Source organism: Micromonospora auratinigra, from assembly GCF_900089595.1.
In the GTDB taxonomy this organism is placed as follows: Bacteria; Actinomycetota; Actinomycetes; order Mycobacteriales; family Micromonosporaceae; genus Micromonospora; species Micromonospora auratinigra.
In genome coordinates, this window is the sequence record NZ_LT594323.1 from 2972375 (window position 1) to 2985937 (window position 13563).

Here is a 13563-nt window from a genome sequence, read left to right on the forward strand (position 1 = left end):
GCCGGCCGTTGACGGTTCATCTCGGCCACCCCGCCGCGGTCCTGGGGACCTGACCGCCCGAGGCGGTGAGTCACGGCGAGGAAGGCCTGTGCCGGCCCCCTTGCCGTACGCTGCGACCTTATCCGAGCGCGCGCCGCCGTGCTGCGGCGGGTGGAGATCCGATCCGCAGCTCGACGCCTCACCGTCCTATCAGACCACGAGCATGTCGGGCGTGACGGCCGCTTCCGTATCCGGGATGCCCAGGTCGCGGGCCCGCTTGTCGGCCAGCGCGAGCAGCCGGCGGATCCGGCCGGCGATGGCGTCCTTGGTCAGCGGCGGCTCGGCCAGCGCGCCCAGCTCCTCCAGCGAGGCCTGCCGGTGCTCCAGGCGCAGCCGCCCGGCCGAGGTGAGGTGGTTGGGCGCGTCCTCGGCGAGGATCTCCAGCGCCCGGGTGACCCGGGCGGCGGCGGCCACCGCGGCGCGCGCCGAACGCCGCAGGTTGGCGTCGTCGAAGTTGGCCAGCCGGTTGGCCGTCGCCCGCACCTCCCGGCGCACCCGCCGCTCCTCCCACGCCAGCACGCTGGAGTGCGCGCCGATGCGGGTGAGCAGCGCGGCGATCGCGTCGCCGTCCTTGACCACCACCCGGTCCACGCCGCGCACCTCGCGGTTCTTCGCGGTGATGCCGATCCGCCGGGCCGCGCCGACCAGCGCCAGCGCGGACTCCGGCCCGGGGCAGGTGATCTCCAGGGCGCTGGAGCGGCCCGGCTCGGTCAGCGACCCGTGCGCCATGAACGCGCCCCGCCAGGCGGAGACCGCGCAGCAGACGTTGGCGGCGACCACGTGCGGCGGCAGCCCGCGCACCGGCCGGCCCCGGACGTCCAGCAGGCCGGTCTGCCGGGCGAGCGCCTCGCCGTCCTTGACCACCCGCACGATGAAGTGGCTGCCCTTGCGCAGCCCACCGGAGGCGAGCACGTGGATCTCGCTCGGGTAGCCGTACACCTCGGCGACCTCGCGGCGCAGCCGCCGGGCGACCGCGCCGGTGTCCAGCTCCGCCTCCACCACCACCCGGCCGGAGACGATGTGCAGGCCGCCCGCGAACCGGAGCAGGGCGGCCATCTCCGCCCGCCGGCAGCAGGGCTTGGGCACGTCGACCCGACTCAGCTCGTCCTTGACCGCAGCCGTCATCGCCATGTTGAGCGCCCCCTCACGGACCGGTTCCGGCGTGTCGCCGGTGTGTACGTACGTGTCTAACGATCGGCGCCCAGGACGGGCACCAGCGCGGCGCCCAGCGCGGCAGGATCATGGCGGGGCGTGCCGTCGACGACGGCCACGGGAGCGAGGACCAGCCGGGCACCCAGCGATTCTGCCGCACGCCCGACCGCCTCGGGATCACCCACCGCCGTCGAATCGGCCAGCACCAGGTCCACCTTCAACTCGGGCAGATAGCGGCCGAGGGTGTCCAGGTGGTCGGCCAGGGAGAGCCCGAGGGTCTCCTTCTCCGCCACCAGGTTGAGGGTGACCAGCCGACGCGCCGAGCTGGACACGATCGCGTCGGCCAGCCCGGGCACCAGCAGGTGCGGCAGCACGCTGGTGTACCAGCTGCCCGGCCCGAAGATCAACCAGTCGGCGTCCCGGACCGCGGTCAGCACCTCCGCGCAGGCCGGCGGCGCGGCCGGGGTGAGCCGCAGCGACTCCACCCGGCCGGAGGTGACCGCCACCTGGTGCTGGCCGCGCACCGCGCGTACCTCGTCGGGGTGGGCCGGATCGGCGCCGCGCACCCGGGCCTCGATGCCGACCGGCTGGCGCGACATCGGCAGCACCCGCCCCACCGCGCCGAGCATCGCGCCGGCGTGGTCGAGCGCCGCCACCGGGTCGCCGAGCAGCTCCATCAGCCCGCAGATCAGCAGGTTGCCGACGGCGTGCCCGGCCAGGGAGTCGGCCGCACCGCCGGCCACGTGGGCCAGCCCGGCCTCGAAGCGGTGCTGGAACAGGGCCGCGCTGCGCCGGGTGCCCGGGTGGTCGCCGGCCAGGGCGACCAGCGCCTGGCGCAGGTCGCCGGGGGGCAGGCCGCCGCGCTCGGCGCGCAACCGGCCGCTGGAGCCGCCGTCGTCGGCGACGGTGACCACCGCCGTGATGTCCAGGTCCAGCTCGGGTACGCAGCGGCGCAGCGCCCGCAGCGACGCGGAGAGCCCGTGCCCGCCACCGAAGGCGACCACCCTGATCGGGTTCACTCCCGCCCCAGGTCCCGGTGCTGCGCGTTGGCGGCGATGCCGGACTGGCGCAGCCGGATCGCCAACTCCTCGGCGATCGCCACGCTGCGGTGCTTGCCGCCGGTGCAGCCGACCGCGACGGTGAGGTAGCGCTTGCCCTCCCGCTCGAAGCCGGCCGTGGTCGCGTTGACCAGGTCGGCGTACCCGGCCACGAAGGCGTCCGCGCCCTCCTGGTTGAGCACGTACGCGCTGACCGCCTCCTCGCGCCCGGTGTGCTCGCGCAGCTCCGGCACCCAGTACGGGTTGGGCAGGAAACGGGCGTCCATCACGAAGTCGGCGTCCGGCGGGAGGCCGTACTTGAAGCCGAAGGAGAGCACGGTGATCCGCAGCCGGCGGGCGTCCTCGCCGCCGAACAGCTCCTCGACCCGACGGCGGAGCTGGTTGACGTTCAGGTGCGAGGTGTCGATGATCACGTCGGCCTGCTCGCGGGCCTCCTCCAGCAGCGCCCGCTCGACGGCGATGCCGTCGGCCAGCCGCCCCTCGCCCTGCAACGGGTGCGAGCGGCGGACGCTCTCGAAGCGGCGGATCAGCACGTCGTCGTCGGCGTCGACGAAGACCACCCGGGGCTGGAAGCCGCGCTCGCGCAGCTCCCGGATCGCGCCGGCCAGGTCGGTGGAGAAGGCGCGCGAACGCACGTCCAGCACCATCGCGGTACGCCGGGCCGCCCCGCCCGCCTTGAAGGCCAGCTCGGCCATGTCGAGCATGAGCGCCTGGGGCAGGTTGTCCACCACGTAGTAGCCGACGTTCTCCAGGGCCCGGGCCACCGTGCTGCGCCCACCACCGGAGAGGCCGGTGACCACCACCAGGCTGGTGTCCGCCTCGGTCGACGCCGGCCGCGCCTCGGCCCCGGTCGGCACCAGCTCACCCGTCCGCGCCTCGCTCACCCGATACCCCCAGCCGTGGCGCCGCGGCCGTCCGGCCGCGCATGGTCAGTCGACGACTCTAACGGCTGCGACCCCGCCCGGGATTCCACGGGGTGACCACCGGAACAGGCACTTGTCCGGATTGCCGGTTCCCGGACCGCCCCGGTCGCCCTTCCGACACGGCGGCCGGGCCGCGCCCCGGCCCGACCGGAGCCGGGTCGTGTCGGGGGCCGCTCGTAGACTGCGCGGATGGTCTCCCCCACCGGTCAGCGGACCGAGGACGCCCTGGGCGTGCTCAACCGGGTGTTCGGCTACGACGCCTTCCGGGGCTTCCAGCAGCAGGTCGTCGACCACGTGGTGGCCGGCGGCGACGCGCTGGTGCTGATGCCGACCGGCGGCGGCAAGTCGCTCTGCTACCAGATCCCCGCGCTGGTCCGCGACGGCGTCGCGGTGGTCGTCTCGCCGCTGATCGCGCTGATGCAGGACCAGGTCGACGCGCTCACCGCCGTGGGCGTACGGGCCGGCTTCCTCAACTCGACGCAGGACCTCACCGAGCGGCGGCGGGTGGAGGCGGCCTTCCTCGCCGGCGAGCTCGACCTGCTCTACCTGGCCCCCGAGGCGCTCGCGGTCCGGTCCACCCTGGGCCTGCTGGAGCGGGGCCGGATCGGGCTGTTCGCGATCGACGAGGCGCACTGCGTGTCGCAGTGGGGCCACGACTTCCGGCCCGACTACCTCAACCTGTCGATGCTGCACGAGCGCTGGCCGGGCGTGCCGCGCATCGCGCTGACCGCCACGGCGACCCGGGCCACCCGCACCGAGATCGCCACCCGGCTCCAGCTCACCGACGCCCGGCACTTCGTGGCCAGCTTCGACCGGCCCAACATCCAGTACCGGATCGTGCCCAAGCGGGAGCCGCGCAAGCAACTGCTCGCCCTGCTGCGCGACGAGCACCCCGGCGACGCCGGCATCGTCTACTGCCTCTCCCGCGCCTCGGTGGAGAAGACCGCCGAGTTCCTGGTGGCCAACGGCGTCGCGGCGCTGCCCTACCACGCCGGTCTGGACGCGGCGACCCGCGCTCGCAACCAGCAGCGTTTCCTGCGCGAGGACGGGCTGGTCATGGTGGCCACCATCGCCTTCGGCATGGGCATCGACAAGCCGGACGTACGCTTCGTCGCCCACCTCGACCTGCCCAAGTCGGTGGAGGGCTACTACCAGGAGACCGGTCGCGCCGGGCGGGACGGACTGCCCTCCACGGCCTGGCTCGCGTACGGCCTGCAGGACGTGGTGCAGCAGCGCAAGATGATCGAGACCTCGGAGGGCGACCTGGCCCACCGGCGCAACCTCGCCGCGCACCTCGACGCGATGCTGGCGCTCTGCGAGACGGTCCGCTGCCGCCGCGCCCAACTGCTCGAATACTTCGGCGAGACCGCCACCGGGGGCTGCGGCAACTGCGACACCTGCCTGGAGCCGCCGGAGTCCTGGGACGGCACGGTCGCCGCACAGAAGCTGCTCTCCACCGTCTACCGGCTCGACAAGGAGCGCAACCAGCGGTTCGGGGCCGGGCACTGCGTCGACATCCTGCTCGGCAAGCACACCGACAAGATCGACCAGTACGGCCACGACGCGTTGAGCACCTTCGGCATCGGCACCGAGCTGCGCGACACCGAGTGGCGGGGCGTGGTCCGCCAGCTCCTCGCCGAGGGCCTGCTCGCGGTCGAGGGCGACTACGGCACGCTGGCGCTGACCGAGGCGAGCGCCGAGGTGCTGGGCCGCCGTCGCACGGTCACCATGCGCCGCGAGCCCGAACGGCCGGCGTCGACCCGGTCGGCGAAGCCGCGCGGCGCGGCCACCGTCGTCGCCGACCTCACCCCGGCCGCTGCGGGTGTCTTCGAGCGGCTGCGGGCCTGGCGGGCGGCGACCGCCAAGGAACAGGGCGTACCGGCGTACGTGATCTTCCACGACGCCACGCTGCGGCAGATCGCCACCGAGGCCCCCGGCTCGCTGTCCGACCTCTCCCGGATCAGCGGCGTCGGGGAGAACAAGCTCGCCAAGTACGGCGAGGGGATCCTGGCCGTGCTCGCCGAGGGCTGACCCGACGAAAGGGCCCGACCCCTGGTGGGGTCGGGCCCTTTCGCACTCGCGTCAGGAGCTGTAGCCGCGGCTGGCGATCCAGTGCGCCAGGGCGTCCACGTCCATCCGGTACGAGGCCATGTCCGGGTTGGCCGAGTCGGCGATCGTCACGACCTTGCCACCGTCGCGGTAGCCCACCACGCTGATGTAGTGGCCACCCTCGAAGCTGTGGGTGGTGCCGTCGGTGTCGGTGGCGGTGCCGGCGATGTTGGCGACCACGGCCCGGCCGTCGTCCACGGCCTTGACGATGTCGGTACGCAGCTTCTCCACGCGGGCACCGTCGACCTTGTCGGCCGGCATCTCGGTGCTGTGGTACGCGTTGCGGCCGGTCTCCTTGTTCAGGACGGGGGTGATGTCGTTGATGCTGTTGGTGCCGTCCTCCGTGGTGCCCATTTCCTTGGCCATGGCGTCGACGTCGATGTTCTTGCCGAGCACGGACAGGGCGTTGCGGGTGGCGGCGGGGCCGCAGTAGTAGAAGTTGGGCTGGGCCTCGTAGTCGACCTTCAGCTCGCGCTCGCCGTGGCCCTTGCGGTCGGTGCTGACCTGCGTGGTCTTCTCGGCGGGGGCGGCGTGCGCGGCGATGGCCGGGCCGGCGATCCCTGCGGCGGTGGCGGCGAAGCCGGCAGCGGTCAGGACGGTCTTGCGCAGCAGCGTGGTAGCCATGATGAGGTGCTCCTCTGCTCGGGGGTTGCGCGGCACCCGCGACAGGGGGGTGCGGTGGTGCCGCGGAAGGGGGGAAGTCTGGGTGGGCCCGGCGATCAAAAGGTGACCTGCTCAGGCGGCCCGGGGGTGTAACGACCGGCGGCGGGGAGTCATTCCCTCGGCGCTCGCCGGGTGGGGGTCCCACGATCCCGGGGGTGCCGGCCGGCGGGCCGGTCCTCGGGGTTCCGGGGATGTAACCACGGCGGGTGGCCGGTCATTCCGACCGGGGCCTCACCCGGCCCGAGGGCTCGGGGTGCCGCGCGGTCTGCCATGTTCAACGACCCCGCCCCGGTCATGATTCCGCCTGACGAGTGGCCCCGACCACGCCGCAGTCGGGGCGGAACGTCCCGTCGGTGCGGCAGGGCCACCGCACCCCTCGCCGATCCGGACACGAGGCGCATTCAGGATGATGCGGCACATGCGGGCGGGTCGGCGACGGCGGGCACGCCCGGACGACACGGCCAGCCGGCCCACATCCCTGTCCAGCTCGCTCAACACGCCCACGCCCCGCCCGTTCCGGCCCCGCCCCGCCCCGCCCCGGCAGACAAGCAGACAGCAGGCGGCAGACGGCCACAGGCCGAGCCGGAATGTCAGGAGGAGGGAGCGGTGGGCTGGGCGGATTCGTCGAGCGCGGCGAGGATCGCCTCGGCGGTCCGCCGGCCCACCCCGGGCACCTCGGTGATCTCCTCGACCGTCGCCGCGGAGAGCCGCTTCAGCGAGCCGAAGTGGCGCAGCAGCGCCTTGCGGCGTACGTCGCCCAGGCCGGGGACGTTGTCGAGCGCCGATTCGGTCATCCGCTTGGAGCGCCGCTGGCGGTGGAAGGTGATGGCGAACCGGTGCGCCTCGTCGCGTACGCGTTGCAGCAGGTAGAGCGCCTCGGAGGTGCGCGGCAGGATGACCGGGTAGTCGTCGTCGGGGAGCCAGACCTCCTCCAGCCGCTTGGCCAGGCCGCAGAGCGCCACGTCGTCGATGCCCAGCTCGGCGAGGGCCTGCGCGGCCGCGCCGACCTGCGGCGCGCCACCGTCCACCACGACCAGCTGCGGCGGGTACGCGAACTTGCGGGGCCGGCCGGTGGTGGGATCGATGCCGGGCCGGTCCGGGTCGCCGGCGGTCTCCTCGCCGATCTCGCCGGTCTCGGCCCGGGCGTCGAGATAGCGGGCGAAGCGCCGGCGCAGCACCTCGTTCATGGCGGACAGGTCGTCGGTGGCGCCCCGGACGATGAACCGCCGGTACTCGCTCTTGCGCGGCAGCCCGTCCTCGAAGACGACCATGCTGGCGACCACGTCGGTGCCCTGGATCTGGGAGACGTCGAAGCACTCGATGCGCAGCGGCGAGGTGCGCATGCCGAGCGCGTCGGCGATCTCGTCGAGGGCCTTGCTGCGGGTGGTCAGGTCGCCGGCCCGCTTGAGCTTGTGCCGGGCCAGCGCGTCCCGGGCGTTGCGCTCCACGGTCTCCAGCAGCGACCGCTTGTCGCCGCGCTGCGGCACCCGCAGCGACACCCGGCTGCCCCGGCGGGTGGAGAGCCAGTCGGCGAGCGCGTCGGCGTCGCCGGGCAGCTCGGGCACCAGCAGCTCGCGCGGCACGTCGGCCTCGCCCTGCTCACCGCCGTAGACCTGGGTGCAGAAGTGGTGCACCAGGTCACCGGTGGTGAGTTCCTCGGTCTTCTCCACCACCCAGCCGCGCTGGCCGCGCACCCGCCCGTCGCGGACGTGGAAGACCTGGACCGCGGCCTCCAGCGGGTCGTCGGCGAAGGCCACCACGTCGGCGTCGGTGCCGTCACCGAGCACCACGGTCTGCTTCTCCATCGCCCGCCGCAGGGCCGCCACGTCATCGCGCAGCCGGGCCGCCCGCTCGAACTCCAGCTGCTCGCTGGCCTCGAGCATGTCCTTCTCCAGCCGGCGGACCATGGTGTCGGTGCGCCCGGCCATGAAGTCGCAGAACCCGTCGACGATCTCCCGGTGCCGCTCGGCGGTGACGGTGCCGACGCAGGGCGCGGAGCACTTGCCGATGTAGCCCAGCAGGCAGGGCCGGCCCACCTGGCCGGCCCGCTTGAACACCCCGGACGAGCAGGTCCGCGCCGGGAAGACCCGCAGCAGCAGGTCGAGCGTCTCGCGGATCGCCCAGGCGTGCGAGTACGGCCCGAAATAGCGCACCCCCTTGCGCTTGGCGCCCCGCATCACCTGCAGGCGCGGGTAGTCCTCGTCGAGGGTGACCGCCAGGTAGGGGTAGGACTTGTCGTCGCGGTAGCGGACGTTGAACCGGGGATCGTACTGCTTGATCCAGGTGTATTCCTGCTGGAGCGCCTCGACCTCGGTGGCGACGGTGATCCAGTCGACCGACTCGGCGGTGAAGACCATCTGCCGGGTGCGCTGGTGCAGGTTGACCGGGTCGGCGAAGTAGGAGTTGAGCCGGCTGCGCAGGTTGCGCGCCTTGCCGACGTAGATCACCTTGCCGGTGCCGTCGCGGAAGCGGTAGACCCCTGGGGACTCCGGGATGGTGCCGGTCGCGGGACGGTAGGTCGAGGGGTCAGCCACGCCCGCAAGCGTAGTCCGACCCCCCGACACCGCAGCTCCGGTCAGGCCAGGGTGATCTGGTCCCCGGTGACCTTGATGTTCTTCGCCGCGAGCGGCCGGGGCGCGGGGCCCGCCTTCACCGAACCGTCCTCGATCGAGAACTTGCTCTGGTGACAGGTGCAGTTGATGGTGCCGCCGTCGACGTTCGACACCGGGCAGCCCTGGTGGGTGCAGATGGGGTCGAAGGCCTTGAACTCGCCCGCCTTCGGCTGGGTGATCACCACACCCTTGGCGGCGAGGATCGTGCCGCCACCGACCGGGATGTCGGTGGTCCGCGCCAGTGGACCGGTGCTGTCCCGGTTGCCGCCACCGGCGTCACCGGCACCGGTCGCGCCCGGCCCGCCGCTGGTCGGCGCCGAGCTCTCCGCGCCCTTGTCGTCGTCGTCGCCGCAGCCGGACAGCACCACCGCGGCCCCGACCGCGCCGACCCCGGCGAGCAGGGCCCGGCGGCTCTGCGTACCCGGTCCGGTTGGCACCTGATCGTCACTCATTCCGGCCCCTCTCTCGGTTGCCGCCACCCTGTCGTGATCCGCGGCCACACTTCTGGACACGGACCACTCTGCCGGACGGTTCACACCGGCGCGTCAACGCGGGCGCACAACGGGGCGGGCCGGTAGCCGGCCCGCCCCGTTCGTACCGGGACTCAGCGCGCCCCGGCGGGCACCTTGCGGCCGGCGCGGGAACGGCCGGTGGCGCCGTTGGCCTTGGCGGCCCGCGAGGTGGCCGCGGTCGCGCCCTTGGCCTGGCCGTCGAGCTTGAGCATCGGGCGCAGGAACTGGCCGGTGTGGCTCTCGGCCACCTCGGCGACCTCCTCCGGGGTGCCGGTGGCGAGCACCGTCCCGCCCCGGTGGCCGCCCTCCGGACCCATGTCGATGATCCAGTCGGCCGTCTTGATCACGTCGAGGTTGTGCTCGATGGTGATCACGGTGTTGCCCTTGTCGACCAGCCCTTCCAGGACCATCAGCAGCTTGCGGATGTCCTCGAAGTGCAGGCCGGTGGTGGGCTCGTCGAGCACGTAGACGGTCCGTCCGGTGGAGCGCTTCTGCAGCTCGGAGGCGAGCTTGACGCGCTGCGCCTCGCCGCCGGAGAGAGTCGGGGCCGGCTGACCCAGGCGGACGTACCCGAGGCCGACGTCGACCAGCGTCTTGAGGTGGCGGTGGATGGCCGGGATGGCGGAGAAGAACTCCGCCGCCTCCTCGATCGGCATGTCCAGCACCTCGGCCACGGTCCGACCCTTGTAGTGCACCTCGAGCGTCTCCCGGTTGTAGCGGGCGCCCTTGCACACCTCGCACGGGACGTAGACGTCCGGCAGGAAGTTCATCTCGATCTTGATGGTGCCGTCACCGGAGCAGGCCTCGCAGCGCCCGCCCTTGACGTTGAACGAGAACCGGCCCGGGCCGTACCCCCGGACCTTGGCCTCGGTGGTCTCGGCGAAGAGCTTGCGAATGTGGTCCCAGACGCCGGTGTACGTGGCCGGGTTCGACCGCGGGGTCCGCCCGATCGGCGACTGGTCGACCCCGACGACCTTGTCCACGTGCTCCAGGCCGGTGATCCGGGTGTGCCGGCCGGGGACCAGCCGGGCGCCGTTGATCTGGTTGGCGAGCACCGCGTGCAGGATGTCGTTGACCAGCGTCGACTTGCCGGAGCCGCTGACCCCGGTGACGGCGATGAGCTGCCCGAGCGGGAAGCTCACGGTGAGGTTGCGCAGGTTGTGCTCGCGCGCCCCGTGCACCACCAGCTCCCGGCCCGGGGTCTGCGGCCGGCGGCCGGCCGGCGTCGGGATCGCCTTGCGCCCGGACAGGTACGCCCCGGTCACGGACTCCTTGTTCTTCAGCAGGGCCGGCACCGAGCCGCTGTGCACGATCTTGCCGCCGTGCTCCCCCGCGCCCGGGCCGATGTCGACGATCCAGTCGGCGACCCGGATGGTGTCCTCGTCGTGCTCGACCACGATCAGCGTGTTGCCCAGGCCGCGCAGGCGCAGCAGCGTCTCGATCAGCCGGTGGTTGTCGCGCTGGTGCAGGCCGATGGAGGGCTCGTCGAGCACGTAGAGCACGCCGACCAGGCCGGAGCCGATCTGGGTGGCGAGCCGGATGCGCTGCGCCTCGCCGCCGGAGAGGGTGCCGGCCGCCCGGTCCAGGGAGAGGTAGTCCAGGCCGACGTCGAGCAGGAACTTCAGCCGGGCGTTGATCTCCTTGAGCACCCGCTCGGCGATCATCTTCTGCCGGTCGGTCAGCTCGATGCCGGCCAGCAGCTCGGCCGCCTCACCGACAGAGAGGTTGCAGACCTCGGCGATGCTCCGGCCGGCCAGGGTGACGGCGAGCACCTCCGGCTTGAGCCGGGCCCCGCCGCAGGCCGCACAGGGCACGTCGCGCATGTAGCCCTCGTACTTGTCGCGCGACCACTCCGACTCGGTGTCGGAGTGCCGGCGCTCGATCCACTGCATCACGCCCTCGAAACCGGTGTAGTACGAGCGCTCCCGGCCGTACTTGTTGCGGTATCGGACGTGCACCTGGTCGTCGGAGCCGTGCAGGATCGTCTTCTGCGCCCGCGACGGCAGCTTGCGCCACGGCGTGTCGAGGTCGAAGTGCTGCGCCTCGCCGAGCGCCTCCAGCAGGCGCAGGAAGTATTCCAGGTTGTGCCCGCTGGACCAGGGTTGGATCGCGCCCTCGCGCAGGCTGCGCTCCGGGTCCGGGATCACCAGCTCCGGGTCGACCTCCTTCTTGGTGCCCAGGCCGGTGCACTCGGGGCACGCGCCGTACGGGGCGTTGAAGGAGAAGACCCGGGGCTCCAGGTCCTCGATCGCCAGCGGGTGGTCGTTGGGGCAGGCCAGGTGCTCGGAGTAGCGGCGCTCCCGGTTCGGGTCGTCCTCGGCGAGGTCGACGAAGTCCAGCAGCACCAGCCCGTCGGAGAGGCCCAGCGCGGCCTCGACCGAGTCGGTCAGCCGCTGCTTGGCGCTCGGCTTGACGCTGAGCCGGTCGATCACCACCTCGATGGTGTGCTTCTCCTGCTTCTTGAGCTTGGGCGGCTCGGTCAGCGGGTGCACCACGCCGTCGACCCGGGCCCGGGCGTAACCCTTGCCCTGGAGTTCGGCGAAGAGGTCGACGTACTCGCCCTTGCGGCCGCGCACGACCGGCGCGAGCACCATGAACTTGGTGCCCTCGGGCATCGCCAGCACCCGGTCGACGATCTGCTGCGGGCTCTGCTTGGAGATCCGCTCGCCGCAGACCGGGCAGTGCGGCTCGCCGATGCGGGCGAAGAGCAGCCGGAGGTAGTCGTAGACCTCGGTGATGGTGCCGACCGTCGAGCGCGGGTTGCGCGAGGTGGACTTCTGGTCGATGGAGACCGCGGGGCTGAGGCCCTCGATGAAGTCGACGTCGGGCTTGTCCATCTGGCCGAGGAACTGCCGGGCGTACGACGACAGCGACTCGACGTAGCGGCGCTGTCCCTCGGCGAAGATGGTGTCGAACGCCAGGCTCGACTTACCCGACCCGGAGAGCCCGGTGAAGACGATCAGGGCGTCCCGGGGCAGGTCGAGACTGACGTCACGCAGGTTGTGCTCGCGCGCGCCACGGATGATCAGTCGGTCGGCCACGGTGCGTGTGCTCCCGGAGAAAGAATGTGAGGCGGATCTGTCCGCCCGACGTGTCGTGCGGGCGGTTTTCGAGGCTGTCGAGGCGCAGAAGAGACGCCTCGGCAACTCTAGCCCTGAGGTACGACAAACTCCGTCGCGCACACATTCCCCCAGGTCAGCGCGGTCGGGTGGGGCGCGTCACGCCCTACCCGACCGCACCGGGCCCGGTCAGAATCCGCCGCTGGCTGGCGGGGGCGCCGGACGCGCGGTCCGCCGCCGCTCACCCCGCCAACTCCCCCGGCGCTGGGCGGCCAGCCGGGTCTCCCGACGCCGGCTCTCGTAGGCCACCTCGCGTTGCAGGCGACGCCAGTTCTCCCAGCGGCGCACCGGCAGCTCGCCGCTCTCCAGCGCCGCCCGCACCGCGCAGGCCGGCTCGGCGTCGTGCGCGCAGTCGGCGTACCGGCAGCCGGTGGCGAGCGCGGCGATGTCGGCGAAGGCCCGGTCCAGCCCGGCGGAGCCGTCCAGCAGGCCCACCGCCCGTACGCCGGGGGTGTCCAGCACCGCGCCGCCGCCGGGGATCGGCACCAGCGCCCGCCAGGTGGTGGTGTGCCGGCCCTTGCCGTCGACCCGCCGGATCGCCTGGGTGCGCATCACCTCCGTGCCGGCGAGCGCGTTGACCAGGCTCGACTTGCCCGCTCCGGACGGGCCGAGCAGGCCCAGCGTCCGGCCCGGGGCGACGTGCCGGCGCAGCGGCTCCAGGCCGGTGCCCTGCTCGGCGCTGACCGGCAGCACCGGCACCCCGGGGGCGAGGTCGGCGAGCTGCCGGGCCACCGCCGCCGCATCGGCGGCCAGGTCGGCCTTGGTGAGCACGATCAGGGGCTCCGCGCCGGACTCGTGCGCCAGCGAGAGCAGCCGCTCGATCCGGGCGGCGTCCGGCTCCGGGTGGACCGGCTCCACCACCGCGGCGGTGTCGATGTTGGCGGCGAGCACCTGCCCGCTGGCGTCCTTGCCGGCGGTCCGGCGCACCAGCGCGGTGCGTCGGGGCAGCACCGACTCGACGGTGACCGGTCCGTCCGGCCAGCTGGCCAGCAGCACCCAGTCGCCGGCGCAGGGCAGCGCGGTCAGGTCACGGGCGGCGGCGGCCAGCACCGCACCGCCGAGGCTGGCCCGGACCGGGCCCTCCGGGCGGAGCACGGTGCAGATGCCCCGGTCGACGCGGGCCACCCGGCCCGGTCGGTGGTCGGTGCGACGTCGTAGGTGGGCCGCCCGGTCGGCGTCCCAGCCGAGGGCGGTCAGATCGATGGTCATGTGATCCTCATCGGTGTCGAGGGGGTGCGGGGTGGAACACGCGTGCTGCGGCCGGCATGTCCACCACCTCCCTCCGACATCCGGTGCCGCGTTCGTCGGACTCGACGGTAGGGGGCGCGCCGACGCGCCGAAAGCGATTTCCCCGGCGACGTGACGACGGCGGGGGG

Annotated in this window: 9 protein-coding genes; 1 reads left to right on the forward strand and 8 read right to left on the reverse strand. The window is 72.9% G+C overall.

Annotated elements, in window-relative coordinates; genetic code table 11:
• Positions 1-189: 189 nt before the first annotated feature.
• From whiA to rapZ, 3 genes are read right to left on the reverse strand one after another with little or no spacing between them, the layout of a single operon-like run.
• The gene (gene whiA, locus GA0070611_RS13050; RefSeq protein WP_091663372.1) at positions 190-1170 is read right to left on the reverse strand and encodes a DNA-binding protein WhiA; all 981 of its coding nucleotides are present in this window, start codon (positions 1168-1170) and stop codon (positions 190-192) included.
• A gap of 56 nt (positions 1171-1226) precedes the next feature.
• Complete coding sequence (locus tag GA0070611_RS13055) at positions 1227-2210, reverse strand: gluconeogenesis factor YvcK family protein (protein WP_091663375.1); 984 nt, start codon at positions 2208-2210, stop codon at positions 1227-1229.
• Positions 2207-3133, reverse strand: a complete 927-nt coding sequence (gene rapZ, locus GA0070611_RS13060) for an RNase adapter RapZ (RefSeq protein WP_091663378.1) — start codon at positions 3131-3133, stop codon at positions 2207-2209. The genes GA0070611_RS13055 and rapZ overlap by 4 nt, the downstream gene beginning before the upstream one ends.
• Before the next feature lie 228 nt (positions 3134-3361).
• Here rapZ and recQ point away from each other — a divergent pair, with 228 nt between their 5' ends.
• A complete protein-coding gene (gene recQ / locus GA0070611_RS13065) occupies positions 3362-5203 on the forward strand; it encodes a DNA helicase RecQ (RefSeq protein WP_091663382.1) in 1842 nt (613 codons plus the stop codon).
• A gap of 51 nt (positions 5204-5254) precedes the next feature.
• Here recQ and GA0070611_RS13070 read toward each other — a convergent pair whose 3' ends face one another.
• The 5 genes from GA0070611_RS13070 to rsgA all read right to left on the reverse strand — a co-directional run bounded on the left by GA0070611_RS13070 (position 5255) and on the right by rsgA (position 13396).
• A complete protein-coding gene (locus tag GA0070611_RS13070) occupies positions 5255-5905 on the reverse strand; it encodes a C39 family peptidase (RefSeq protein WP_091663386.1) in 651 nt (216 codons plus the stop codon).
• Between the two features lie 629 nt (positions 5906-6534).
• Positions 6535-8478: an excinuclease ABC subunit UvrC gene (gene uvrC, locus GA0070611_RS13075; protein ID WP_091663390.1), complete on the reverse strand. Its 1944-nt coding sequence runs from the start codon at positions 8476-8478 to the stop codon at positions 6535-6537.
• 41 nt (positions 8479-8519) lie between these two features.
• Positions 8520-9008: a Rieske (2Fe-2S) protein gene (locus GA0070611_RS13080; protein WP_091663392.1), complete on the reverse strand. Its 489-nt coding sequence runs from the start codon at positions 9006-9008 to the stop codon at positions 8520-8522.
• A 152-nt stretch (positions 9009-9160) separates the two neighbouring features.
• Positions 9161-12109: an excinuclease ABC subunit UvrA gene (uvrA, locus tag GA0070611_RS13085; RefSeq protein WP_091663395.1), complete on the reverse strand. Its 2949-nt coding sequence runs from the start codon at positions 12107-12109 to the stop codon at positions 9161-9163.
• Between the two features lie 207 nt (positions 12110-12316).
• The gene (gene rsgA / locus GA0070611_RS13090; RefSeq protein WP_091663398.1) at positions 12317-13396 is read right to left on the reverse strand and encodes a ribosome small subunit-dependent GTPase A; all 1080 of its coding nucleotides are present in this window, start codon (positions 13394-13396) and stop codon (positions 12317-12319) included.
• Positions 13397-13563: the final 167 nt, after the last annotated feature.

Excerpts from the sequence above, each read along its gene's own strand:
- recQ (WP_091663382.1), top strand. The coding sequence starts at position 3,362 with ATGGTCTCCCCCACCGGTCAGCGGACCGAGGACGCCCTGGGCGTGCTC.
- GA0070611_RS13080 (WP_091663392.1), bottom strand. The coding sequence starts at position 9,008 with ATGAGTGACGATCAGGTGCCAACCGGACCGGGTACGCAGAGCCGCCGG.
- whiA (WP_091663372.1), bottom strand. The coding sequence starts at position 1,170 with ATGGCGATGACGGCTGCGGTCAAGGACGAGCTGAGTCGGGTCGACGTG.
- rsgA (WP_091663398.1), bottom strand. The coding sequence starts at position 13,396 with ATGACCATCGATCTGACCGCCCTCGGCTGGGACGCCGACCGGGCGGCC.
- GA0070611_RS13070 (WP_091663386.1), bottom strand. The coding sequence starts at position 5,905 with ATGGCTACCACGCTGCTGCGCAAGACCGTCCTGACCGCTGCCGGCTTC.